Origin of the sequence: Fontibacillus panacisegetis (genome assembly GCF_900102215.1) — a bacterium.
GTDB lineage: Bacteria > Bacillota > Bacilli > Paenibacillales > Paenibacillaceae > Fontibacillus > Fontibacillus panacisegetis.
Window position 1 is genome coordinate 242803 of sequence record NZ_FNBG01000002.1, and the last position, 25247, is coordinate 268049.

Sequence of the window (25247 nt, forward strand, 5' to 3'; positions counted from 1 at the left end):
ATTATACACCCGCAGATACCGGCACATTAATCTGCCTTAAAATTTGCTGGAGCACCTGATTCGTTTTTACACTGTCCAGCCTGAATTCCGGTTTCAAAAGCACGCGATGTCCCAAAATAAACGGAGCCAGGGTCTTAATATCATCCGGAAGAACGTAGTCTCTTGACTGAACGTATGCATAAGCTTTGACAGCCATCATGAACGCCAACGACGCTCTCGGAGATGCTCCCAGAAGCACAGCCTCATGCTCCCTTGTACGACGCACAATATCTAGCAAATAATCGGTTAGTGCATCACTTATATGTACATCCCGGACTTCTCGCTGCATCGAAGCGATCTCTTCCATCGATGTAACAGGCTGCAAATCATCGACAGGTTGACCTAAATGATGACTGTGCAAAATCGCCTTCTCTGTTTTTGCATCGGGATATCCCATAGCAATCTTCATCATGAATCGATCAAGCTGAGCTTCAGGCAGCATATAAGTGCCTTCAAAATCAATAGGATTTTGCGTCGCACACAGCATAAAAGGATGGGGAAGGTCGTAGGTAAACCCGTCGGCTGTTACGCTTCTTTCCTCCATTACTTCCAGCAGTGCTGACTGAGTTTTGGTCGTAGCCCGATTAATTTCATCTGTCAATAAAATATTTGTTATGACTGGACCTGGTCTGAATACAAAACGTTCTTCATGCGGATGAAATACCGATACTCCGGTAATATCACTAGGAAGGATATCCGGGTTGCATTGAATGCGCCGATAATCTCCGCTCATAGATTTAGCCATCGCCTTGATCAGCTGAGTTTTTCCTGTACCGGGAACATCTTCAATTAACACATGTCCACTGGCCAGCAATGCAGTGAGCAATAAGTCAATTTCAAAATCTTTTCCTAAAATACATGATTTCAGATTGTTTTTTACTAGATTCAAAATCGAGATAGATTGCTCTTTTACGGGCATGTCATTTCCCTCCCAAGTATTTGATCCATGAAGTAATTTCAAATCTTTGGATGTATATATCTTCCTAATTGTACATGAAAGATGTATATAGGGAAACATGTTCATCATACCCAGTTTTTATAGGACAAAAAACTGCCGGAGAAAAAACTCCCCGGCAGCATTAACAGCTGTTGCATAAGCTTTATTGAAATCATCCTTTGGGTCTGACCACAAGTGCAGCCAGAAAAGAGAATATGATGGCTGCCGAAATACCGGCGCTTGTCACATCAAATATTCCCGTTATGACCCCGATCCACCCATCCCTCTGCAGTTCAGTGAGAGCCCCGTGTACCAATGAATTGCCAAAGCTTGTAATTGGAACCGAAGCTCCAGCACCCGCGAATTTCACAAGTGGGTCATACCATCCAACCGCATCCATTACGGCACCAATGACCACCAACGTACTCATCGTATGAGCGGGGGATAACTTGAATACGTCAAACATAATTTGTCCAACAACGCAAAACAATCCTCCGATAACAAACGCCCACAGAAAGATCATTTTTCAACCTTCCTCCCTTTCCAGAGTCATCGCTCTTGTTCTTCATATAAAATGAAATTCCGACTAATGTACGCCACCAAGGCCAAAAATCACGTGAATCATACCGACGATAAACGCCGCTACGACACCAAACACGATGACAGATCCCGCCAGCCTAAACATATTGGCACCTACGCCTAACACTAACCCCTCTGCCTGAGATTCCAACGCCGATGAACACATGGAATTTGCAAATCCGGTAACCGGGACTGCGGAGCCAGCACCTGCCCATTGAGATATTTTATCGTATATGCCTAGCGAGGTCAGAATGATCGACGCAATGATGAGCAATGCGACCGTTGGACTGCTCGCTTCTTTTGCCGTCATTCCGAAGGACGTCATCAATATCTGCTGAATACACTGACCTAGAAAGCAGATAAAGCCTCCTACAAGAAATGCCTTCACACAGTTACCCAGTACATTTGTTTTGGGCTCATGCTTCTTGGCGATCCCCTTGTAGTCCTGCTTGGTCAATGACAGTCCTTTCTGCTTACCTCCGTTCCCGGACTTCGTCTTCGTTGACAAATGTCATCCCTCCTTCCAAGATGCTTCAAGCTAATCCTGATGCTGTACATTCATTATTTACCATCCTGCTTCTAGTTATGTTTGGTAAATCATCCATAGTGTGAACCAAGCTTTTGCCCTATGTAAACAAAAGGCTCTTTTCGTAAATATTGTGCTTAGTCAACGATATTGAAGCACGATTTGAAGCGTGGGCTAACACCGACAAAGGCGGGATATCAAGATGGGTCAATGTTGGTACTTATCTTGAAATGGATAGTTTTCGGTTGATTAAAGATGAAATGATACATTTTGCTAAATCATTAAAATGACAGATAATTTTTAAAGAATACCAAACAAGAGGCTGTCCCAAAAGTTATCTAAAAGATAACTTTGAGGGGCACCTCTTAATAGATCAGGAAGTATAACTTTCACTGGAGAGTAGAAATGCAGAATGCCTTGCCATTAGCAGTGGATAGGCATGATATCTGGGAAAGCCTGCAAAAATGCATCTTTATTAAAAGTAGCCATGAAAGGATGAGCCAAAGCCTGCAAAAACAACTATGACGCTCAGGCGTCACCACCTAGAATGAAAATAAGATACTCCAAATTTCCAAAAATGCGCTTTAGCGAAATAGTACAGCTGGCTTATTTGTGAGAAGTCAGAGGATTGCAGATCGAACACAGTAGAGGAAAAAATATCCTTTATTTTCGAAAATGAGATGATTTTAAAGAAAATAAAGGAAGTATTTTCCTTTATCCTTACTTAAATTTCCCTAAAATGCCAAAAACAAGCGTTTATCACCAAAATAGAGGAATGAAGTTCCTTTATTTTATGATCTTGAGCGAATCCTGATGGAATAGGGGAACTTTTTTCCTTTATTGCTACCGAAGTGCTGAGATAAGCTGAAAACGCCCAATGGTAGCTCATGATGCTTCTGTTTAACACGACACGAGCCTAATCACGATTACTTGTGGTAAACTCTTTATTTTTGTATAAAATGCAGGAATATTTTCAGAATAGTCTGGTTATGGAATTAACATAATTTATTCTATCCCCTACGAGTATGTTACAAATACTGCAAAATAATAACCAGCAGAATAAAAAGAACACATATCAAAAGCCAATCTTTGGAGTAACGTTCCATGATGCTTTGCCTCCCTCGTCTCCCCAAGCAATCATTTTGATGCAGTATATGCGCAGCATAACTTATCGGTGCTGTTCATAATTACTTCTCTTGTCATGGACAATCTTTAAAAGGAGGTTCATACTAAATTAAGGTATTCAATTAAAGACGAAATTGAAGGAGAACAAGACAAATGGACAATAAAACTTTAGAGCTCTTTAAACATCTGACTGAGTTTCCCTCTGCTTCCGGGTTTGAAAGGGAGCTTCGGGTTTGGGTGAAAGATAAGCTATCTCAATATACAGAAGAATTTGTTCAAGACCGGATGGGCAGCCTGTTTGGCGTATTGCGCGGAGATGACCAAGGACCCCGGGTTATGGTAGCTGGTCATTTTGATGAAGTCGGGTTCATCACTACACGAATTAGCGACAACGGAATGGTCTACTTTCAGCCTCTCGGGGGCTGGTGGAGTCAGGCTGTTCTGGCACAGCGGCTGCAAATTGTTACGCCTCAGGGTAAAATTGTTGGCGTCGTCGGCTCTGTTCCTACGCATTTGCTTGATGAAGCACAGCGCAGCAAACCTGTAGATATTAAAACCATGTATCTGGACATCGGCGCGGACAGCCGTGCAGAGGCCGAAGCTGCTGGAGTTCGTCCAGGACAACAAATCGTACCGATCTGTGAATTTACGCCTATGGTCAATCCTAAAAAAATTATGGCTAAGGCTTGGGATAACCGTTATGGGGTAGGTCTCGCTATCGAGCTTATGGAGGCGCTCCATAAGGAGAAGCTTCCTAATACACTATACTGTGGAGCAACCGTTCAAGAGGAACTGGGGCTTCGCGGAGCCCGGACGGCTGCTAATCTGATTCAGCCTGACATCTTCTTTGGTCTCGATGCAAGTGCTGCCAATGATATGATGGGTGACAAGCAAGCCTTTGGACAGTTGGGTCAAGGTGCATTGCTGCGTATTTTTGATCCAACAATGCTTACTCATCGCGGCATGGTGGAGTACATTCAGGATACTGCCGATACCCATAAAATCAAATATCAATATTTCGTATCTCCTGGTGGAACGGACGCTGGACAAGTACATTTAAGTGGAATCGGTGTCCCTTCAACTGTAATCGGTATTTGTTCCCGTTATATTCACACTTCTTCATCCATCATCCATACGGATGATTATGATGCAGCGAAAGAGCTTCTGATCAAGCTCGTCAAAGGGCTCGACCGTACAACCTTAAACACTATACTGGATCGGTGTTAAATCATCCTTCTCTTCATTAAAAAAAGCAGGTCAGAGTTGTATCACTTTGACCTGCTTTTTTTAATATTCAATACATTATGTTCAGCTCATTCTCTGCCAGCACTGGGTCAGATTTTCTGATGCCCACTGGATATGGTTACGATCGGTATACTTGCGGTAGTAACACTCAATGTACATAATCAAAGCGAGATACAAATCATAAAGCTTGACACGCTCAAGTTCGGATTCATTCAGATTGTGGAGACCATACCCTTCCATAAATGCCGGTGGGCGTCCCGCCAAATCTCTGAAATAATATTCCATCAGAGGGTCACCCCAGATCGCCCTCTCACAATCAATTATTCCGGTTATATGTCCATTTTCTACAAACAAATTTCCGTCCCACAAATCCCAATGCACAAGGCGAGGAGTCGTGACTTCTTTCAGGGCAGCTCTATGTTTATCAAGAAGTCCCATTATCTCCTCATCTGCTGCAGGCAACGCCAACTTGGCATCTCTGGCATCTGCGAGCAAATCACTCATCATGTCTCTAAAAACTTCCCACCAGCAAGTACCGTGCTTATCCTGTATCGCATAATAACCAAAGATCTTTCCCGTGATATCGTTAATGAGCCGGTTATATCGGCCTAACTCCACCTCTATCTGCTCTCGTTCAAGATCCGTAAGCTGATCTTTTACCTTATTGTATGGCTGCCCTTCAAGATACCCCATAATAAAATACTCAGGCTCCACAGCAGAATTGTTGTAGTAGTATACTTCTGGAACCGGGATCACACCTGTGTTCTTCAGATGACGGAGTACATCGACCTCTGCCTCCATCATATTGCGTTCGTAACGAAGAGTTCCCCCTGCATTATGAGGTGCGACTTTAAGTACGGTCTTCATCCCGTCTTCCATCGTTAACACGTAAGCAGAATTGAACCATCCATCCTTCAGTTCAAGAGCAGAGTTCAATATTCTGGCTCCACCAAAGGCCCGTTGTACCAATTTTGCCAAATCTGAATCACTTAATTGACGTTTGATCCCGTTTTCCATTGTATCTACTCCTCTAAACCCTAATATAAAGTTTCTATTAAAGAGCACCCTCCAGAATAGATACTCCTTTAGCTGGAACAGTCAGAGAACCCGATACCTTCTTACCAGTAAGAATATCCGTCTTCTCTGAGTTAATTTCAACAGTAGCCGGATCTGCGTTGTGATTAAGCAAGAACAAGTAAGACACGCCATTTTTCACGCGACGTGCAACCTCTACTCCCTCAGGTGCTGCCATTAATGGTTTAACGCCTTGTTCCTCGCACAAATTGGACAAGAAACCTTCCATGAAGGAAGCCTCAGGACTGCTTGCAACATAATAAGCATGTCCTTTACCAAATTTGTTCACCGTAAGCACTGGCATACCTTTATAAAAGTCAGAACCATACTCGGCCAACACTTCGGCTCCTTCAGAGTGAATCAAATCGCACAGCAATCCGCATTCAAATTGTCCTTGAAGCTTGCCCCATGGCGCTTTCATCACCATCTGGTTCTTCTGATCCGGGAACAAAGCGTCAATTTCCTCAGCCCAAATACCAAGAACCGGACGCAGCTCTCCAGGATAACCTCCGACGGTGACAAGATCGTTCTCGTTCACAATGCCGCTGAAGAAGGTTGTCACAAATGTACCGCCTGCAGATACAAACTGCTCAATCTTTTGTGCAAAACCAGGTTTAACCATATACATCACCGGTGCAATTACAATGTCATACTTGCTTAAGTCTTCCTCAACTGATATCATATCAGTTTCGATATGAAGCTTAAAGAGAGCGTCATAATATTTATAAGCTTCATGTTCATAATTCAAGGCAACTGACGGGCCGCTTGTTAGATCGGTAGCCCAACGATTTTCCCAATCATAAACGATAGCCACTTTTGCCTCTGTACGAGCATCAAGCAATTTATCGGATAGCCCAGCAAGCTCACGACCCAACTCAGCACATTCACGGAATACGCGGGTATGCTCGTGACCCACATGCTCAATGACTGCCCCATGATACTTCTCACATGCCCCGATAGAACGACGCAGCTGGAAGAACATCACGGTATCCGCACCACGAGCTACCGCTTGATAACTCCATAGACGCATAACGCCTGGGCGTTTTAGGGAATTATATGCTTGCCAGTTCTGCTGACTAGGTGTTTGCTCCATAAGCATAAAGGGTTGGCCGCTCTTAAGGCCACGCATAAGATCATGTGCCATTGCTGTACGGCTTACAGGGGTATCCAGTGAAGGATAGTTATCCCACGAGACAACGTCCATATATTTTGCCCATTCAAAATAATCAAGCTCAGGGTAAAAGCCCATCAGGTTAGTAGTTACAGGAATGTCAGGAGTGTGCTTTTTAAGCTCTTCATATTCCAATTTGTAGGCTTCCAGCAGACTATAGGATTGAAAGCGACGATAATCTATGGAAATGCCTTGGAAATTGGTGCGATTGCCGTTCCATTCTTCACTCAGCTCATTAGGAACTACAACCTCATCCCAATCGTAGAAAGTATGACCCCAAAAACGTGTATTCCAAGCGCGATTAAGATTATCCAGAGTGCCGTAACGTTCCTTCAGCCACACCCGGAAAGCTTTGGCACAGTTGTCGCAATAGCAATAGCCGCCATATTCATTGGAAACATGCCAAATCAAAAGACCTGGGTGATCCTTATAACGTTCAGCCAGCTTACCTGCCAATTTAGCAGAATATTTCAAATAGGTTGGTGAGTTCGGACAAGAGTTGTGGCGCCCGCCAAATGTGCGTTTTCTGCCTTGAACGTCTACGCGAGTCACATCTGGATATTTTTTCGCCATCCATGCCGGATGAGCTCCTGTACTAGTTGCAAGACACACATAAACGCCACTCTTGTACAACCGATCCATCGTCTCATCCAATGCCGAGAAATCATAAGTAACCTCATCCGGCTGAATCAAAGCCCAAGAAAATACATTAATCGTCGCTACATCGATGCCGGCAAGCTTGAACATGCGTTCGTCCTCGCTCCACACCTCTGAATCCCATTGCTCAGGATTATAATCCCCACCGTACCATATTTTTGGCAGTTTATCATTTATCACTGTTAGCACATCCTTTAACAATATAATTATATTTCCATTGTAAAACGGATTTATCTCCCTATATATATAATATTCATGATAATATATATAATAATATGGAACTAAAAAGGAGAGGGATTATACAAGTGCAGGCATCCCGACGATTTGTCTTTTCACCTTCCGGAAATTCACACCTTCCTCTTATCGTTGAAAGTATCGGCTTTAACCCAAACCAAGAGCCCATAGATCGTCCAGAAGGATATCCATGGTATCATTGGATCGGAACGGCTGAAGGAGAGGGAAGACTCTCATATGGTAATGAGAATTTTATTTTATCAGCGTACAGCGGTGTGTTGCTTCCACCTGGCATGCCTCATTCATATAGAGCCTCAACCAACAAAACCTGGGAAACGTATTATATAACCTTTGGCGGTGATGCCGCCAATCATATTTTGGACGGATTTGCTATTCGCGACGTTACGTATTTCCGCTGGGAGCCTGATTCCCCTATCATTCCTTTGCTTAGCAGCATGCTGAAGCAGCTTGAACAAGGACTAGACCTGTTCGGATTGGAAACCTCTACAGATACTTATCTTTTTCTCGGGTTGCTTAGCAAATACGGACAAATTAGCAACATATCCGTAACACGCACTACGGAGAAATTAGCACCGCTCATTCGCTGGATGGAGGATCACTACGGCAATCCAGACATCGGACTGCATGATCTTGCTCAAGTGCTTGACGTATCGTCAAGGCATTTAAGCAAGCTATTTCAGAGTACGTTTGGACTGTCTCCCTACGCATATCTTGTCCATTTACGCATGAACAAAGCCAAAGAACGACTAGCCAGCAATCCTGAGCTTACCGTGTCATCCATTGCCAGCGAAACGGGATTTCGCGATGCCAGTCATTTCGTGGCTACATTTCGTAGGCATACAGACATGACTCCACAGCAATTTCGCAGGCTGCATTAGATTATTACATCACGGTTTGGTTAGAAGTCGTACGTTACCCTCAGCGGTAATACATGTCACTTTCGGGAAACTGTTTGACTAGTTATCCAATGAAACGACATAAGTTGATCGGGTTAGCAGAGTGTTCACATAGCTGTAAGCTTTTTCTCCATCTCCCAATCGGGCATACATATTGATTAACCAGGCTCAGCCTCTGCAAAATTCTCGTTCCATTCCAGCAGTCGTCCATCTAACTACCTTACAAAGCGAAAATCCCCTTTTGACTAGAAAACTAGAAAAGGGGATCTCCGAACCTGTTGAATAAACAACACTAGGTTAGCATTAAATTATTCGGTTGCTGTGAGCAATGAAGTTATTTCAAAGTGATTTGCAGTTCAACCTGGCCACTGAATGCAGGAACCTCGATAATTCCGTTATTGTTCAAATTTCCTCCCTCAGCAGACTGAGTTTCCCCCATACCATGAAGGGATACTTTGAACGCTTTACCTGCTCCTTCAGCATTAAGGGACACTTTGGAGCCTTCACGAACCGCTGTAACAGTCAGATCTGTTTCACCGTTAACGTTACGAACTGTACGTGTTACTTGAACGCCCTCTTGTAAACTGTATAGACCAAGATCTACACCATCAGCAAAGTCATAGTCAGGACGAAGGTCATTTGCGCCAAGAGCCAGAATAGAGTTTTGACGAACGAACAATGGCAAGCTCATAAAATCATAGGTTTCTTTACGCCATTTACCACCTTCTACTGTTTCACCACTCAAGAGATGAGTCCATGTTCCTTCCGGCAAGTAGTAGGATACTTCGCCATCTTCACTAAATACAGGTGCAACAAGCAAGGAATCACCCAGCATATATTGACGATCAAGCATTTCACTAGCTGGATCGTTAGGGAATTCGAGCAGCATCGAACGCATGCCTGGAACACCCGCTTCAGAGGCTTCAACCGCTGTATCAAACAAATACGGCATCAATTGGCATTTCAGCTTAGTGAAATAGCGCGTAACATCAACAGCCTCATCATCATACAACCAAGGCACACGATAGGACGTACTGCCATGCAGACGGCTGTGACTGGACAGAAGACCAAATTGCAGCCAACGTTTGAATACATGGGCAGGAGCTGTGTTCTCGAAACCGCCGATATCATGACTCCAGAAGCCAAAGCCGGACATACCTAGTGACAAGCCTCCACGAAGGCTCTCCGACATGGACTCATAATCTGCGTAGCAATCTCCGCCCCAGTGTACAGGGAACTTCTGACCACCAACAGTAGCTGAACGTGCGAACAATGCAGCTTCGTTCTTGCCCAGTTTTTCTTCGAGCACCTCAAATACTACTTTGTTGTATAGATAAGTGTAGTAATTGTGCATTTTCACAGGGTCGGAACCGTCATAATAGACAACATCTGTAGGAATACGTTCGCCGAAATCAGTCTTAAAGCTGTCAACACCCATATCTACCAATTCACGAAGATAACCTGCGAACCATTCGCATGCTTCTGGATTAGTAAAGTCGACGAGCGCCATACCCGGCTGCCACAAATTCACTTGATATACATCACCATTTGGTTTTTTCATAAGGTAGCCATTTTGTTTACCTTCTTCAAACAGACGGGAGCGTTGACCAATATAAGGGTTGATCCATACGCAAATTTTCAGTCCTTTTTCTTTGAGACGTGTGAGCATACCTACTGGATCCGGGAATACTTCCTCATCCCATTTAAAGTCAGTCCAGTGGAATCCCTTCATCCAGAAGCAGTCAAAATGGAATACGTGCAGTGGTAAATCTCTTTCAGCCATTCCATCTACAAATGAATTTACAGTTGCTTCATCGTAGTTGGTTGTGAAAGAAGTTGTCAGCCACAGACCAAAAGTCCAAGCTGGTGGTAATGCTGGTTTACCTGTCAAATCAGTATATTTCTTTAATACATCCTTTGGCTCAGGTCCATCGATTACAAAATACTCGAGTGATTCGCCTGGTACGCTGAATTGTACTTTTTTAACTTTTTCAGAAGCTACTTCGTAAGAAACAGCACCCGGATCGTTTACGAATACACCATAGCCTTTATTTGTAATGTAGAAAGGAATGTTTTTGTAAGCTTGCTCGGAGCTTGTGCCTCCGTCTTTATTCCAAATATCAACAACTTGTCCATTCTTCACGAAGGATGTGAAGCGTTCACCCAGACCATATACCCATTCACCTACGCCAAGATCAAGCTCTTCACGCATATAGGTGCTTCCACCGGCTTCAGATACATGAGCCATCGATTTAGCTGTACTTCCGGTAATCCGTTTTGAACCGCGGAAGAAATCTACTGACCATTTTTCGCCTTTGTTAATGCGAACGCTCAGATCACCGCTTTTCAGTTCAGCGTATTCATCGTTTTCTGTAATGACCGCATGATCACCACTTGGTGCCAGTTCAAAAGAAGGACCATGATCTACAACACCATCAAAATGAATGAGCTTAACGCCAATAACTCCAGGCAATGGGGAATGAAATTTTACAGTCAACAAAGTCGTATTTATCATATCGCCACGACCACGAATTGGTGTAGTTGAAGCCGAAGCAATCAAAGCATTGTTGCTAGCTACAAAATCATAAGCTTGAACGGCGCCGGAAATCGTAAATCCTTCACGAACCAGCCAGTTGCCATCAGTAAATTTCATGGATTAATACCGCCTTTCGAAACCATTGTTTTGTGATAGAAAACGTTCTATACTTGCATTATACTGATATCAATAAAAACAAACTAACATAATTAAGCGATTTTATAACATAATTTTGATGAGGTGATGCCATATGGACCAGGCTCTTCGACGCTCTCTGAAAGAAATCAAAAATCATGGTGATGATCGTCTACCTTTTGGAACCTATTGGTACCGCTACGGACCAGGTGAGCATGTCGTGGACGCCCACTGGCATGATGAAGCAGAAATCTTCTATTGTATAGAAGGGGAGACCTTGTTTCAGGTTGATACAGATTATTATCCGCTTGCTGCGGGCGAAGCAGTGTTTATAGATGGCGGCGATTTACATGCTGGTCATGCTTACGGTACTGAAGGCTGTTCATTTTTCTCCTTTGTTTTTGATACTAATTTGCTCGCAAGTGCGCACTATGATGCGGTTCAGGAAAATTTAATTCTACCGCTGCAAGAAAGGAAGGCAACCTTTCCTCGTATTATGAGACAGAATGAAGATTATGAAATCGAACTTCTAAATCATATTACTTCTATTATGAAAAGCTGCAGCGACAAGCTTCCCGGATTTGAAGGAGCCGTAAAGGGTCATCTATTTCTTATGCTGTCTGAAATCACCGCCGCACAAAAAACATGTAATCGAATTTCAAACAACCGAAATGAGAACTCCAAAATAGAACGTCTTAAAACAGTAATTCAATACATTCAGCACAATTATCACAATCCGATCAGGCTATCTGAGCTTGCTGCACTAGTTCCAATGAGTGAAGGGCAGTTTTGCCGCTTCTTTAAATCAATGACTAGGCAGACGCCGATGGATTATATTAATTCCTATCGAATTCGCCAGGCCATCGAATTGCTTAGAGAACCTGATCGCAAAATATCAGGCATTGCTTTAGAAGTTGGCTATGATAACATCAGTTATTTCATAAGGGTATTCCGTAAAATAATGAGCTGCTCTCCTTCAGAATTCCGCAAAAGATTAAATGAGCAGATGAAAGCTTGACTCGTAACGACCAGACAACCCTGTAATCGTAGAAGATACCGTGTTAAAACTCTAATGAGCTTTCTCCACGCTATTATATCGCGCTATAAAAATATCGAATTCGACAAACCCGAGGTTCATGCCCGAGTTCTTCGAAAATTCATGCAAAAGTGCATCTTCTCGCTACGCTATAAGCTGGTCTAGCAAAATTCCAGCAAAAATGCAGGCTTTTATATCCCGATCAGATATTCCGTGGCTAGAACGATTAATTTCCTGCACTTTTGCAGTTTTTCGGCTGCACGGAGCAAATTTCATACAAAAAGCCTGCATATTTGCAGGCTTTCCCTAATACACACACTAACATATTGTGTAAACGTCGACTATTTAGTTCCTCTAAGCGTTACTGACCTTTTTGCAGTGATCAGACATTATTTCCTCATTAATTTGATTTTTAACTTTATGCAAATATTCTATAAGTTCATCCCCGTCAACAGGCTTGAGTAAATAACCGTCTGCCCGCTCAGTAATTGCTTTTTTGGCGTAATCAAAATTATTCTGTTCATTTATTGCACTATTTTAATGTTCAAGAAAAAATCGCCTGGCAACAAGCCAGACGACCCTTTTATAGAATTTATTCCCAGGCAACAACTCCGTCCTTAACCGGTACGTCAAAATTCGGAGTGCCATCTTCGTTCCATCCAAAAACCTGTGCTCTAGTATGACGATTAGGATCATATAGCGGGTCTCCGACGATCTCCTTGTAATTTCGAGCATGATATATAAGCACATCGTCCTGCCCATCTTCAGATACCGTAAAGCTGTTATGACCCGGCCCATATTGACCTGTCTCTTCGTTAGTTCCAAATACGGGTTGTGCAGATTTTATCCACGAATTTGCGTCCAGAAGATCCGCGTTCTCAGCAGCAGCCAGCAAGCCCATGCAATAGTTGAAGTCTGTAGCACTTGCCGAGAAGGTAATAAATATACGTCCATTACGTTTTAATACAGCAGGACCTTCATTTACTTTAAAACCGATAATCTCCCAATCATATTCCGGTGTAGTGATCATCACTTGCTCTCCTGTCAAAGTCCACGGATTGCTCATTTTGGAAATGTACAGGTTGGAATTGCCCGGAATGTCCGGATCTTTCTGTGCCCACACATAGTAAAGATCACCATTATGCTGAAACGTGGTTGCATCCAGTGCAAAAGATTCCCAGCGAGTTCGAACTTGTCCCTTCTCTACCCAAGTGCCCTCCAGTGGATTCTCTGACTCATTCTCAAGTACATACATCCGATGATCAAACAATCCATCCTGTGTCTCTGTCGTTCTAGCAGCAGCAAAGTAAATGTACCACTTACCATCGATATAGTGAATTTCAGGAGCCCAGATGTTGGCGCTAAGTGGGCCTGCCTCATATTTTCTCCACGCCACTGCTGGAACAGCATCCTTCAAGCCTTGAATGGTGGTCGATCTGCGCACTTCGATCCGGTCATATTCCGGTACCGATGCCGTGAAATAATAATAACCGTCATTATGCTTATATACCCATGGATCAGCTCTTTGCTCCACTACAGGATTGATATATCTTCTATTAACATCCATGTCAAAAATCCTCCTTCACTGCCTCCATTTTGAACCCGCCGGAAATGGACAAGTAGACTCTGCAAGCCTCGCTCTGACAGCGACAAAACAACCACAATGACGGCACGTTGTCTCATATTGCAAGGCATTGCAGCTTTGACACTGCTCCATCCGTGCCCTATAATCCTCATCCGAAGCAGTCTCTCTGCCTTGGATCGCAATTTCGATTAGACGTTCCAGCTTCTCTGGTGTCACTCTTACACTCTCCGTACAGCCTTTGCAACCGTCCAAACGTGTTAACATACTGTTATCCGAGCTTCAGTACAACAACAGTTGCTGGCGGCAAAACAAAATTCAGTTTCCCGTCCCTCAGTGTCATATCTGTAAATTTCACCGGAGCAACCTCTTCAGGACGATCAAACGTGTTATGAGCATTTAAAGAAGAGTGCGTAAGAATCTGACCTGACACTTCCTTGCCTTCAAATGCATCGATATGACAGCTCACTGACGCACTTATTGCATGATGCAGGTTACAAGCTGATATATGAATAATGCCGTCTACATTTTTGGATGCGGATACACTTAATTGCGGTATCGTCTGTGAACCATGCTTATACATCGGACTTTCAAAAGAAAGATCAAGAAGCTCTGCATCCTGATGTACTTTATACATATCGAACACATGATACGTTGGCGTCAACAGCATACGATCGCCCTCAGTCAGCACCATTGCCTGTAGTACGTTAACAACTTGAGCGATGTTTGCCATCTTCACCCGTTTACTGTAATTGTGGAAAATGTTCAGGTTTATGCCAGCAATCAATGCATCACGAAGCGTATTTTGCTGATAGAGGAATCCCGGGTTAGTTCCAGGCTCTACATCATACCAGCCGCCCCATTCATCTACAATGAGTCCAACTTTACATTCCGGATCGTATTTATCCATAATTTTAGAGTGCTTTACAATCAATTCTTCCATATACATAGTATTTTTCATCGTGGCGAACCACTCATCTGCTCCAAACTCTGTTGAGGAGCCTTTACTGCCAAACCAATTTCCCGTAGGCAATGTATAGTAATGCAAGCTGAGACCATTCATCAATCCTGCAGCCTCGCGCATAAGAACCTCTGTCCAGTGATAGTCATCTGTATTAGGTCCACACGCTATTTTGTATACCTTGTTGTCGCCGTAATTTCGAACATAAGTAGAGTAGTGACGATACAAATCAGCGTAATATTCAGGTCGCATGTTCCCGCCGCAGCCCCAGTTTTCGTTGCCCACTCCAAAAAATTGCAATTTCCAAGGATTTTCCTGCCCATTTTGCTTACGCAGGTTAGCCATCGGGGATTCCCCGTCAAATGTCATATATTCAACCCATTGCTGCATTTCTCGCACAGTCCCACTGCCCACGTTGCCACTAATATAGGGTTCAGTATCAAGCAACTCACACAATCTTAGAAACTCATGAGTACCGAAATGATTGTTTTCCTCCACTCCGCCCCAGTTGTTGTTGATCATTCTTGCGCGTTCTGATTTCGGACCTATGCCATCCTCCCAGTGATATTCATCTGCAAAACAGCCGCCCGGCCAACGAAGCACGGGTATGTTCAATTGTCTGAGTGCTTCCAGCACATCTTTGCGATAACCTTCCACATTCTCGATCAGGGAATCCTCCCCAACCCAAATCCCTTCGTATATACATCTGCCCAAATGCTCAGCAAATTGTCCGTACAAGTATCGACTGATCGTACCATTTGTTTTTGCTGCATTAAGAGTCATTTTTATCATATTAAATCCTCACTCTCCACTTTTTATATCTATCATTAAAATTACATATCAGCCTTTAACCGCACCAGCCGTCATGCCGTCGATGAAGTACTTCTGGAACGCAACGAACAGGATAAAGATGGGCAAAATCGAGAAAAACGAACCAACAATAAGCAAATCGTAGTTGTTTCCGTAGGGAGTAAGCAAAGTTTTGAGTCCAATTGGCAGTGTGTATTTATTGGCATTGCTCAGAACCATGAACGGCCAGAGGAAGTTGTTCCAGCTGTTCATCCCGTTCAAAATGGCCATGGCTGCAAAGGACGGCTTCATCACAGGCAAAATCAAACGAATGTAAATACCGTATTCAGAAGCGCCATCTACACGACCTGCAGAAATAATTTCCTTTGGAATTCCGCTGAGATACTGTCTAAAGAAGAAAATGGTAGCCGCACTCGCGATCCCTGGCAAAATAATTGCTGAATAGGAGTTCATGAGTCCAATGTTATAAGTCAGCGTGTAAAGCGGAAGCAGCAAAATTTCAAAAGGAACCATCATAATCAAGAGAACACATATAAAAAGGAAATTTTTTCCCTTAAATTCGTATGCAGAAAACCCATAGGCCACTGTAGCGCTTATAATCAAGGTCAGAGCGACCTGAACAACCGTAAGCAATACAGAGTTGAAGAACCATGAAAAGTAAGAGTGCTCGCCAGTAAACAAATAAGCAAAATTATCAAGACTCATTGCTGAAATGTCGAAGCGCAAATTCAGGCCATAACGGATGAGATCCTCACCAGGCTTAAACGAAGCAATTGTAACAGCGTAGAATGGAATGAGTACAAGAACACAGATGATCGCAAAAAATATGAAGAGGACTATTTTTATCGCTGTTTCTTTTTTCATGATTAATCCTCCTTCTTAAACATTCCGGAGAATGCCAGCTGCGTCAAATTGATAATCATCGTTATAGCAAGCAGCACAATACCGACAGCTGCCGCATAACCGAGATTGTTCTTCTCAATACCTTGGCGGTACAAGTAACCCACGATCGTAAGACCGATATTTTTAGGGGAGTTGTTACCATTCCACAGCATCATACTCTCGATAAACATCGCGAGCCCGGCATAGATACTGATAGTTAGAACATAGATCGTTGTTGGCTTAAGCAATGGCATCGTAATTCTCGTAAATTGCTGGAATTTGGATGCACCGTCAATCGAAGCAGCTTCGTAGTAATCCTCTGAAATATTTTTAAGTCCGGATAGGAAATACAGCATGTTAACCCCGGTCCATCTCCATGTTGCCAGTGCTACCAAAGCGATATATCCAGTAATCTGACCTTTCAGAAATTTAACCGGATCAATCCCGAACATTCCAAGAATGCTATTAATCAAAGATCCTTCCATTTCACCGAACATGAGACGGAAAATCGTACCTGCAACTACAACCGACGTAAGCGCCGGGAAAAAGAAGGAGGATTTAAAAAACTCTCTGCCCCACATGAATTTACTGTTAATCAAAACAGCGAACAGCATCGGGAACGGGATCAAAATCGCCAACGTAAGCACCATATATATTGCACTGTTAATAACCGCTTTTAGGAAAACTGTATCCCCCATCAGCTTCGTATAGTTATCAAAGCCAATCCACTGTGCTTCCTGTCCTAACGTCATTTTCTGAAAACTCATCGTGAGAGAGCTGCCTAATGGATACGCCCAGAAAATAAGAAAAACCAATATGAATGGCAGCACAAACACGTAAGGAGCGACCTTTTGTGAGTACAGAAATCTTTTTATCATTGTCTCCTACCCCTTTTTTAGAAAGGAGCTACCTTCTCTCCGAGGTTGTTTAAAAAGTCATCTTTTGATCATGAAACTGACTTTTTCAAACTAACATGTTAAAGAGTAGCCCCTTGGTTTTCGTACATGCGTACTTATTTCAATTCCTGTTCAATTTGTGCCTGAGCAGCATCGAGTGCTTTCTTAATGTCTTTGCCATCCTCAAAAATTTCGTTCAAGGTCACAGTACAGAACACGTTATTGATTGTAGGAGACGCTGAGGTTGATTTGATCATTTGAATCTCACTCTTAACTTCGTTCAACACATCAAACGGGTTATTAACAAAGTACTTAACGAATTGGTTATCCGGATTATGAGTTACTTCTTCCATATTCCAAACGTCCATATTTAACGGGTCAAAACCAAGGGTATTCCAGATTTCGATGTTAGCATCAACAGTTAATTTCGAAAAAGCAAGGAAATCCTTAGCCAATTGAATGTCTTTAGCAGTCTTAGTTACTACAGTACCTGTACCGCCGCCACCAACGGATCTTGGCATTCCCTTTTCGAACACAGGAATTGGTGCAATTGCGATTTTACCAGAGAGGTCACCCATGTAGTTCGTGTATCTGGACATTTGCCAAAGCGGCATGAAAGCAGTTACATAGTTACCTGCGTTAAATTCACCGTAAGCTTCTTCTGTATCCGGTTGTCCGCCAGCGATCGTAGCCATTACGTTGTTATCTTGAAGATCTTTAAGCATAGTAAGAGCTTTAACCATGGCTTCTGAGTTTACAATTGGGTTACCGTTATCATCTGTAAGGTCAGTACCTTGTTGTGCGAGCAATTGGGTAATTTGCCAAGTTGCACTTGTATCAGCTGTACCCATGTATTTGCCTGTTTTTTCATAGACCTTGATACCTGCTTGCTTGAAATCTTCCCAAGTTACAATGTCTTTATAGTCCACGCCAGCTTCTTCCAGGATTTCGGTATTGTAAAAAGCTACTGAAGCACCAACGTGATAATCAATTCCATACGTCGTACCATCTTTACTGTAAAGATTAACTCTTGATTGAACTAGAGTGTCTCTATAAGGGTCAACTACATCGTTAAGCGATTCTAGTTGCGGTTCACCTTTCAAGAAGTCAGGGAATTTACCAAGCTCGATATCTGCAATGTCAGGAGCCCCTACGCCGGTTTGAACAGCGATAGACAATTTGTTGTGCATATCGTCATATGGCATTACTGTAACGTTCAGCTTAATTTGACGATCGGGATTAGCTTCATTCCATTTTTTCAGCATCTTTTCAAAGTGCTGACCATGCAATTCTACAAATGTCCAGTAAGACAATTCTGTTGCACTTTCACCTGCTCCGCCATCGAGAACTGAAGTTTCTCCGCCTGCATTACCTGAGGATGATTTACCTCCACCGCAGCCCCACAAAACTGTTGCCATTGTAAGTACCAGTAACATGCTTAACCATTTTTTCATACTTGACCCTCCCACGTTTTTATTTGTTTTGATAAAACTTTTTCAAACGTATAACATTCCAGGAAGCTTTGGATAACCGGGCATTCACGAATCCATCCCGACATTGCGCCCCTCCTCTAGAATGAGGTTTGACCTTTTCCTCAGCCGCGGTGTTAACCGCTTTCAAGTCTTCATTTTCAAGTACGATATGTTCTACCAGTTGGTACCCTTCGAAGCTGCGAACATCACAATTCAGATCAAGTGCCTCGTTCAAATTGCGATTGACGGCGAAGATCGTTACCTCTTCCTCCGCTTCGTTATATACAACCGCACTGTCCAGATACGGAACATCCGTATAGTCCTGTGCGTCATAAACCGGTGAGTCGACGATCGGTTGAAGCGATATCCCCCGACCAAATACGGATGCATGGAGATAAGGATAAAAGATCGTCTGCTTCCAAGCTCTTCCCCCGTTCTCCGTCATGATCGGTGCAATGACATTGACCAGTTGTGCCAGACAAGCCATTTTTACGCGATCCGCGTGACGAATCAGCGTGATCAGCATGCTTCCGACAAGAAGCGCATCCTCAAAGTTGTAATTGTCTTCAAGCTGTGGTGGAGCAATACTCCAAGGCTCAATAGCTTGATCCGCTGCGTTGGAGTGAAACCATACATTCCATTCATCAAAGCTGAGATACATCGTTTTCTTGCTGCGCTTTTTCGCTTTTATATAGTCACAAGTTGCTGTAACTGTGCGGATAAAGTGCTCCATATCCATCGTTCTGGCCAAATAATTTGCTGAATCTCCATCTCTGTTGCCATAGTATTGATGCAAGGAAACATAGTCAGCAACTTCATAAGTATGATCGAGTGTAACCGCTTCCCATTCCGGGAAGGTAGGCATTGCTGTATTTGAGCTTCCGCAGGATACAAGCTCGATATCCGGATCTACCAGACGCATTGCTTTAGCGGTCTCATATGCTAATCTGCCGTATTCTACAGATGTCTTCTGTCCAACTTGCCAAGGTCCATCCATCTCATTGCCGAGACACCATGTCTTTACACGATGCGGCTGTTCATATCCATGACTCCGTCGTAAATCGCTCCAGTAACTTCCCTCAGGATGATTGCAGTATTCCAAAAGGTTTCTTGCTGCGTCCACTCCTCGGGTTCCTAAATTGACGGCCATCATCACTTCAGAGCCAACACCTTTGGCCCATTTCATAAACTCATTAGTCCCTACATAATTAGGTTCTATTGTTCTCCATGCCAGCTCCAACCGCTTAGGTCTTTCACTTAACGGACCTACCCCATCTTCCCAGTTGTATCCTGATACAAAGTTACCTCCCGGGTAACGTATTATCGGCACTTGGAGTTCTTGAATCAACTGCTTTACATCTTCTCTGAAACCTAAGCTGTCCGCAGTAGGATGGGTTGGCTCATAAATACCTCCATATACCGCTCGCCCTAAATGTTCGATAAACGAACCATATATCCGTCGATCCACTTCTGCGATTTTAAATGCTTTATCTACGACCATTCTTGCTCTAGTTGCCCCTGATGCCAAGATCATCACCATCCATTTCAAATATTTTTGATTTGAAATTATTTTAATGAATCCGTTTACATTTTTAAAATACCATATGTGATGATATTTTGTAAATAAAAATCTAAATCTTTTTATATTTATATAAAACAAATTTTTTTTTTCACAAAAGAACCTGATATTCCTTTAGATTATAACTATTATTAAAAATTTAAAGATGATTTAATTTCACATAATTTCAAAATAATTTGACTATTTTTACTTTCAACCTTTATAAAATGCATCATTTGGTTTATGATAATCTAAAATAAACATACGGAATAAAATGAAGGAGGTAAAATTCATGATATACATAAAAGATCTAATGAGCGGCATACACATCTTCAAAGCACTCAGCTCTGAAGTGAGAATTCGCATTATTGAATTGTTGGCTAAAAATCAGTCCCTGAACTTGAACGATCTTGCCAGTGAACTGAATTTAAGCAACGGTGCAATAACCATGCATATCAAAAAGCTTGAGGAAAGTGGACTTATCGATATCAATACCACAGTAGGAAAACACGGTATTCAAAAAATTTGTTATCTAAATAAAGATAAGCTCATGGTTGATTTAAAAAGCAGTACTGTTGAAAATCTGTATGAAGTAGAAATTCAGGTAGGCCATTACAGCAATTACCAGGCTTCACCAACCTGCGGGCTTGCAACTAAACAAAGTATCATTGGTGATTTTGATGATCCTCGTTATTTTGCTGACCCACAGCGGATCGATTCTGAAATCATCTGGCTTGCTGAAGGTTTTCTGGAATACCGGGTTCCTAACTACCTTAAACCTAATCAGTCCTTCCGCGAAATCCAATTCTCTATGGAATTAGGATCTGAGGCGCCGGGATATTGCGAGGTATATCCATCTGACATTTACTTCTATCTCAATGGAGTTGAAATCGGATATTGGACCAGCCCGGGTGATTTTGGAGATATCCGCGGCACGTTCAACCCGGACTGGTGGCCGCCTCACCTGAATCAATACGGAATGCTGAAACTCATTCGTATTAATCAAGAAGGCAGTTTTATTGATGGATGCCGCATTTCTGACGTAACTCTGGATCAAATCCAGCTTGATTACAAAAGTGAAATGACGCTCCGCATCGCAGTAACTGACAAATCAGCCAACAAACGTGGACTAACGATCTACGGCAAAAATTTTGGCAACTACAGTCAGGACCTATTGGCCCGCGTCCTTTATGACGTACATGAGGTTAAGAGTTAAGCTTCATTTAATAACCTGAGCAAAGTATGACGATTAAGTCTGACATTGTGAGCTTCTTTCAGACTTTGCTTAAATAAATTATCATCTATCCCGAGTTCCTCCAGACTGGAGGGTCCACCCGCTTGCTTCAGAAGCTCACGAATGTTCTCTTCAGAAGGCACGTTCGTGATCCAAGCCGATATCTGCTTATGATACTGATCCCATTGCTCTGGCTTAGCGTCCGGGAATTCTCGCCGATCTATCGCATCGTGATAGAGATGAGATATTTCTGCACACGCTACGCCTACTTTGGCTCCATGCAGCAACGCTCTGTGGCCACGCCGCAAATATTCCATTTCCCAATAATGGGATACATGATGTTCTGCTCCTGAAGCCGGATGTGATTGTCCGAACATCAGCATGGCTATGCCGGATTCAACCAGTGCCGTCATCAATACTCGTATGCCTTCTTCCGTGCGTTTGCCGATCACTTCTGCATGCTTCACACAGGATTGAAGCGCCTGTTCCGTAATAAGCGCGACCCGTTCGTTGTAAGGCTCTCCCGCTGCAAGATGCGAAAAATTCCAATCGAACAGGGAGGTATATTTGCCAAGCATATCTCCAAAACCTGCTGCTACGAGACGTTGTGGAGCCTTCTTCAAAATGTCCAGATCAGCGAAGATTGCTACAGGTGGAACAGCTGGTATCGTCTTCTTGATGCCGCGAATTATCAGAGGCGCTCCTGCTGAGGTAAAGCCATCCACTGAAGGAGCAGTTGGTACTGAGATAAAAGGAATGCCGCATTGATGACTTACGAAACGCACGATATCGTGAATCGTACCCGAGCCGACAGCTACAAGTGCATCGCTTATCCCCGGCTCCAGCTCAAGCATTAATTGCACCAATGTTGCCTCATCGGCTACGACATCACCCGTCTCATTCGGCGTCAGCTCACACAATGTAAACTCAATACCAGCTACCTTTAAAATAAATGCAAGTTCTTTTCCAGCTGCTTCATACGTGTTATCGTCAACAGCTACTACAAGTCTTTTAAATTGACGCTCCTGCACATAGGGCACTACTTGACGTATTGCACCGGGTTCTAATATAAGCCGCTCAAATAAAGATTCTGCCTCTAGACCAACACCCATACCGATCCCTCCTTTAGATTTTGACTGTGTGCTGCACCTAAAGTGAAGTTACTCGGTCGATTTTTTAATACTTTTAAGCCGTTTCATGACATCATTTTCGCCACGGCCGAAGTAATCGTGCAGCTTGCTGTATTCCTTATACAAGCGGTCATATAGCTCTACATTTTCTGGAATCGGCTTGAATGTCTCTTCCTTCACACGAGCCATTTTCTCTGCCGCATCGATGATCGTATCGTAACCACCAGCTGCTTCCCCTGCTGCTACCGCAGCAAACATTGCCGCACCAAGTGCAGGTGTCTGTTTGGAATCGGCAACAAAAATTTCGCGGTTGGTCACATCAGCGTAAATTTGCATCAATAGACGGTTCTTTTGCGGAAGGCCCCCACAAGCATAAAGCGCATCAACTGTCACTCCGTTGGAGTGGAGAGCATCTACGATTTTCCGTGTTCCGAATGCGGTAGCTTCAAGTAAAGTCCGATATACTTCCTGTGGTTTGGTCAACAATGTCATGCCAAGAATCATACCCGTCAAATCAGTATCAACCAGTACCGAGCGGTTGCCGTTCCACCAATCCAGCGCCAGAAGCCCAGTCTGACCCGGCTTAAATGCCGAAGCTTCTTTTTCCAGCCACTGGTGAACACCGATTCCTTCTTTTGCAGCCGCTTCTTTCACATAACCCGGAAGCGACTCCTCTACATACCATTCAAAAATATCACCTACTGCTGACTGACCTGCCTCATAACCATATAATCCTGGAATTATTCCGTCTTCCACGACACCGCACATACCTTCGACCTGCTTTTCCTCCGTGCCAAGCAGCATGTGACAAATCGAGGTTCCCATCGCCATAACCAGCTTGCCCGGAGTGACTACACCAACGGCCGGAACGGCAGCATGAGCGTCTACATTGCCGACAGCCACTGCAATGCCTGGCTTAAGTCCCATCATGTCGGCCATCTTATCGGTTAAACCGCCGGCATTGGAGCCCAGAGAAATAACATCTCCACGTAGCTTAGTCTCTGTCAAATCCTCCAACCTTGGATCTAACGCTTTAAAATATTCTTTGCTTGGATAACCTTCCTGCTTGTGCCAGATTGCTTTGTATCCCGCCGTACAGCTGTTGCGAACGATGGAGCCCGTCATTTGCGAGATCACCCAATCTGTTGCTTCCAGAAACATATCAGCCCGCTCATAGATTTCAGGAGCCTCGTCTAATATTTGCCATATTTTGGCTATCATCCACTCGGATGAAATCTTTCCCCCATATCGCGGTAAAAAGGCTTCCCCACGTTCAGCAGCTATTTTATTAATTTTATCTGCCTCAGGTTGTGCTGCATGGTGCTTCCAAAGTTTCACCCAGCTATGTGGATTGCGGATATACTCGCTGTTGAAGCATAGCGGCTCACCTTGCTCATCAATCGGCAGCATCGTGCAGGCCGTAAAATCGATCCCGATCCCAATCACATCCGCCGCATCGATTCCTGATTCAGCAACAACAGCCGGAACAGATCTTCTCAGCACTTCCAAATAATCATCCGGATGCTGCAAAGCCCAGTCGTGCTCAAGCTTAATACCGGAGTCAGGCAAACGCTCATCAATTACGTGGTGCGGGTAAGGAGTCACATGATCTGCAACCTCACGCCCGTTCGACAAATCTACGAGTACGGCTCGACCCGATTGTGTTCCATAGTCTACACCAATGGTATATTTTGTAGCCAAATGAGTCCCCTCCTTGATAAATTTATGCTTTGTGATCTAAAAGATATAGATGATTCATATATTGTACGTACAAGTTAGTGCAAAAAAGTACCTACTTTTGTCCGTAATATGCGTTAACCCCGTGCTTGCGTAAAAAGTGACGATCCAATAACGTCTGATCCATGGATGGTGTATCTGAATTAATTTGGAGCATTCGTGCGCTGATCTTGGCTACCTCTTCAAGTACTACAGCGTTATGCACGGCTTCATGTGCATCCTTGCCCCATACGAACGGTGCATGGGAATGAACGAGAACGCCTGGAACCTGATCCGGGTCCAAATCTGCAAACCGCTCAACAATCACATTCCCTGTCTCAAGCTCATAAGCGCCTTCAATTTCTTCTCTTGTCATCGCTCTAGTCACTGGTATTTCACCGTAAAAATAATCCGCATGTGTTGTTCCGTATGCAGGAATTCCGCGTCCTGCCTGCGCCCAGCTCGTACCCCAAGGAGAATGGGTATGCACTACTCCACCAATGTTCGGGAACGAACGATACAGGACCAGATGTGTTGGAGTGTCAGAGGATGGGCGCAAATCCCCTTCCATGACATTCCCTTCCAAATCTACAACGACCATGTGCTCCGCTCTCAATTCCTCATAAGGAACGCCGCTAGGCTTAATAACAAAAAGTCCGCTCTCCCGGTCAATTCCACTCACATTGCCCCAAGTAAAAGTAACTAGTCCGTGCTTGGGCAACTCCAGATTCGCTTCCAACACCTGCTGTTTAAGTGCTTCCAGCATTTGCGGTCACTACCTTCCTTAATAAAATA

20 protein-coding genes are annotated in these 25247 nt (G+C 43.5%); 4 read left to right on the forward strand and 16 right to left on the reverse strand.

Annotated elements, in window-relative coordinates:
- Position 1: 1 nt before the first annotated feature.
- The 3 genes from BLS49_RS03610 to spoVAC form a co-directional block, all read right to left on the reverse strand.
- A complete protein-coding gene (locus tag BLS49_RS03610; protein WP_091226782.1) occupies positions 2-958 on the reverse strand; it encodes an AAA family ATPase in 957 nt (318 codons plus the stop codon).
- 190 nt (positions 959-1148) lie between these two features.
- Positions 1149-1499: a stage V sporulation protein AE gene (gene spoVAE, locus BLS49_RS03615; RefSeq protein ID WP_091226783.1), complete on the reverse strand. Its 351-nt coding sequence runs from the start codon at positions 1497-1499 to the stop codon at positions 1149-1151.
- A 63-nt stretch (positions 1500-1562) separates the two neighbouring features.
- On the reverse strand, positions 1563-2063 hold the full coding sequence (gene spoVAC, locus BLS49_RS03620) for a stage V sporulation protein AC (protein WP_091226785.1): 501 nt from the start codon (positions 2061-2063) through the stop codon (positions 1563-1565).
- A 1296-nt stretch (positions 2064-3359) separates the two neighbouring features.
- Between spoVAC and BLS49_RS03625 the strand changes: the two genes are divergently transcribed.
- Entirely contained in the window at positions 3360-4433 is a 1074-nt protein-coding gene (locus BLS49_RS03625) for a M42 family metallopeptidase (protein WP_091226786.1), read from the forward strand.
- A gap of 81 nt (positions 4434-4514) precedes the next feature.
- On the opposite strand, the gene BLS49_RS03630 is transcribed toward BLS49_RS03625, so the two are convergent.
- Positions 4515-5468 (reverse strand): phosphotransferase family protein, encoded by a 954-nt coding sequence (locus BLS49_RS03630; RefSeq protein ID WP_091226787.1) that lies wholly within the window; start codon positions 5466-5468, stop codon positions 4515-4517.
- Positions 5469-5505: 37 nt separating this feature from the next.
- Positions 5506-7533, reverse strand: a complete 2028-nt coding sequence (locus BLS49_RS03635) for a beta-galactosidase (protein WP_091226789.1) — start codon at positions 7531-7533, stop codon at positions 5506-5508.
- A 125-nt stretch (positions 7534-7658) separates the two neighbouring features.
- Here BLS49_RS03635 and BLS49_RS03640 point away from each other — a divergent pair, with 125 nt between their 5' ends.
- A complete protein-coding gene (locus tag BLS49_RS03640; protein ID WP_245742256.1) occupies positions 7659-8486 on the forward strand; it encodes an AraC family transcriptional regulator in 828 nt (275 codons plus the stop codon).
- A gap of 352 nt (positions 8487-8838) precedes the next feature.
- On the opposite strand, the gene yicI is transcribed toward BLS49_RS03640, so the two are convergent.
- Positions 8839-11157, reverse strand: a complete 2319-nt coding sequence (yicI, locus tag BLS49_RS03645) for an alpha-xylosidase (protein WP_091226791.1) — start codon at positions 11155-11157, stop codon at positions 8839-8841.
- A 133-nt stretch (positions 11158-11290) separates the two neighbouring features.
- On the opposite strand from yicI, the gene BLS49_RS03650 reads away from it, so the two are divergent.
- Complete coding sequence (locus BLS49_RS03650) at positions 11291-12193, forward strand: AraC family transcriptional regulator (protein ID WP_091226793.1); 903 nt, start codon at positions 11291-11293, stop codon at positions 12191-12193.
- Positions 12194-12803: 610 nt separating this feature from the next.
- Here the strand turns inward: BLS49_RS03650 and BLS49_RS03655 are convergent.
- The 7 genes from BLS49_RS03655 to arfA all read right to left on the reverse strand — a co-directional run bounded on the left by BLS49_RS03655 (position 12804) and on the right by arfA (position 20315).
- Positions 12804-13778 (reverse strand): glycoside hydrolase family 43 protein, encoded by a 975-nt coding sequence (locus tag BLS49_RS03655; protein ID WP_091226794.1) that lies wholly within the window; start codon positions 13776-13778, stop codon positions 12804-12806.
- A gap of 15 nt (positions 13779-13793) precedes the next feature.
- Entirely contained in the window at positions 13794-14060 is a 267-nt protein-coding gene (locus BLS49_RS03660; protein ID WP_091226795.1) for a DUF6171 family protein, read from the reverse strand.
- Between the two features lie 4 nt (positions 14061-14064).
- Positions 14065-15546: an alpha-N-arabinofuranosidase gene (locus tag BLS49_RS03665; RefSeq protein ID WP_091226797.1), complete on the reverse strand. Its 1482-nt coding sequence runs from the start codon at positions 15544-15546 to the stop codon at positions 14065-14067.
- A 48-nt stretch (positions 15547-15594) separates the two neighbouring features.
- Positions 15595-16428 carry a carbohydrate ABC transporter permease gene (locus BLS49_RS03670; RefSeq protein WP_091226799.1) on the reverse strand — a complete coding sequence of 278 codons (834 nt, stop codon included), beginning with the start codon at positions 16426-16428 and terminating at the stop codon, positions 15595-15597.
- Positions 16429-16430: 2 nt separating this feature from the next.
- A complete protein-coding gene (locus tag BLS49_RS03675) occupies positions 16431-17324 on the reverse strand; it encodes a carbohydrate ABC transporter permease (protein WP_091226801.1) in 894 nt (297 codons plus the stop codon).
- Between the two features lie 134 nt (positions 17325-17458).
- Positions 17459-18796 (reverse strand): ABC transporter substrate-binding protein, encoded by a 1338-nt coding sequence (locus tag BLS49_RS03680; protein ID WP_091226802.1) that lies wholly within the window; start codon positions 18794-18796, stop codon positions 17459-17461.
- A gap of 19 nt (positions 18797-18815) precedes the next feature.
- Entirely contained in the window at positions 18816-20315 is a 1500-nt protein-coding gene (gene arfA / locus BLS49_RS03685) for an arabinosylfuranosidase ArfA (protein ID WP_175471298.1), read from the reverse strand.
- Positions 20316-20664: 349 nt separating this feature from the next.
- Here arfA and BLS49_RS03690 point away from each other — a divergent pair, with 349 nt between their 5' ends.
- Positions 20665-21588: an ArsR/SmtB family transcription factor gene (locus tag BLS49_RS03690; protein ID WP_091226804.1), complete on the forward strand. Its 924-nt coding sequence runs from the start codon at positions 20665-20667 to the stop codon at positions 21586-21588.
- Here BLS49_RS03690 and BLS49_RS03695 read toward each other — a convergent pair.
- The 3 genes from BLS49_RS03695 to araD all read right to left on the reverse strand — a co-directional run bounded on the left by BLS49_RS03695 (position 21585) and on the right by araD (position 25218).
- Positions 21585-22718: a sn-glycerol-1-phosphate dehydrogenase gene (locus tag BLS49_RS03695; protein WP_091226806.1), complete on the reverse strand. Its 1134-nt coding sequence runs from the start codon at positions 22716-22718 to the stop codon at positions 21585-21587. The two genes, BLS49_RS03690 and BLS49_RS03695, sit on opposite strands and share 4 nt — an antisense overlap.
- Positions 22719-22766: 48 nt before the next feature.
- The gene (locus BLS49_RS03700) at positions 22767-24437 is read right to left on the reverse strand and encodes a ribulokinase (protein WP_091226808.1); all 1671 of its coding nucleotides are present in this window, start codon (positions 24435-24437) and stop codon (positions 22767-22769) included.
- 91 nt (positions 24438-24528) lie between these two features.
- Positions 24529-25218, reverse strand: coding sequence for an L-ribulose-5-phosphate 4-epimerase (gene araD, locus BLS49_RS03705; protein ID WP_091226809.1), 690 nt, complete (start codon positions 25216-25218; stop codon positions 24529-24531).
- Positions 25219-25247 lie beyond the last annotated feature (29 nt).

What these genes read in the sequence shown, in the direction of transcription:
- BLS49_RS03610 (WP_091226782.1), bottom strand. Translation starts at nt 958, where the DNA reads ATGCCCGTAAAAGAGCAATCTATCTCGATTTTGAATCTAGTAAAAAAC.
- spoVAE (WP_091226783.1), bottom strand. Translation starts at nt 1,499, where the DNA reads ATGATCTTTCTGTGGGCGTTTGTTATCGGAGGATTGTTTTGCGTTGTT.
- BLS49_RS03625 (WP_091226786.1), top strand. Translation starts at nt 3,360, where the DNA reads ATGGACAATAAAACTTTAGAGCTCTTTAAACATCTGACTGAGTTTCCC.
- BLS49_RS03630 (WP_091226787.1), bottom strand. Translation starts at nt 5,468, where the DNA reads ATGGAAAACGGGATCAAACGTCAATTAAGTGATTCAGATTTGGCAAAA.
- yicI (WP_091226791.1), bottom strand. Translation starts at nt 11,157, where the DNA reads ATGAAATTTACTGATGGCAACTGGCTGGTTCGTGAAGGATTTACGATT.
- BLS49_RS03650 (WP_091226793.1), top strand. Translation starts at nt 11,291, where the DNA reads ATGGACCAGGCTCTTCGACGCTCTCTGAAAGAAATCAAAAATCATGGT.
- BLS49_RS03655 (WP_091226794.1), bottom strand. Translation starts at nt 13,778, where the DNA reads ATGGATGTTAATAGAAGATATATCAATCCTGTAGTGGAGCAAAGAGCT.
- BLS49_RS03660 (WP_091226795.1), bottom strand. Translation starts at nt 14,060, where the DNA reads ATGTTAACACGTTTGGACGGTTGCAAAGGCTGTACGGAGAGTGTAAGA.
- BLS49_RS03665 (WP_091226797.1), bottom strand. Translation starts at nt 15,546, where the DNA reads ATGATAAAAATGACTCTTAATGCAGCAAAAACAAATGGTACGATCAGT.
- BLS49_RS03670 (WP_091226799.1), bottom strand. Translation starts at nt 16,428, where the DNA reads ATGAAAAAAGAAACAGCGATAAAAATAGTCCTCTTCATATTTTTTGCG.
- BLS49_RS03675 (WP_091226801.1), bottom strand. Translation starts at nt 17,324, where the DNA reads ATGATAAAAAGATTTCTGTACTCACAAAAGGTCGCTCCTTACGTGTTT.
- BLS49_RS03680 (WP_091226802.1), bottom strand. Translation starts at nt 18,796, where the DNA reads ATGAAAAAATGGTTAAGCATGTTACTGGTACTTACAATGGCAACAGTT.
- arfA (WP_175471298.1), bottom strand. Translation starts at nt 20,315, where the DNA reads ATGGTCGTAGATAAAGCATTTAAAATCGCAGAAGTGGATCGACGGATA.
- BLS49_RS03690 (WP_091226804.1), top strand. Translation starts at nt 20,665, where the DNA reads ATGATATACATAAAAGATCTAATGAGCGGCATACACATCTTCAAAGCA.
- BLS49_RS03695 (WP_091226806.1), bottom strand. Translation starts at nt 22,718, where the DNA reads ATGGGTGTTGGTCTAGAGGCAGAATCTTTATTTGAGCGGCTTATATTA.
- araD (WP_091226809.1), bottom strand. Translation starts at nt 25,218, where the DNA reads ATGCTGGAAGCACTTAAACAGCAGGTGTTGGAAGCGAATCTGGAGTTG.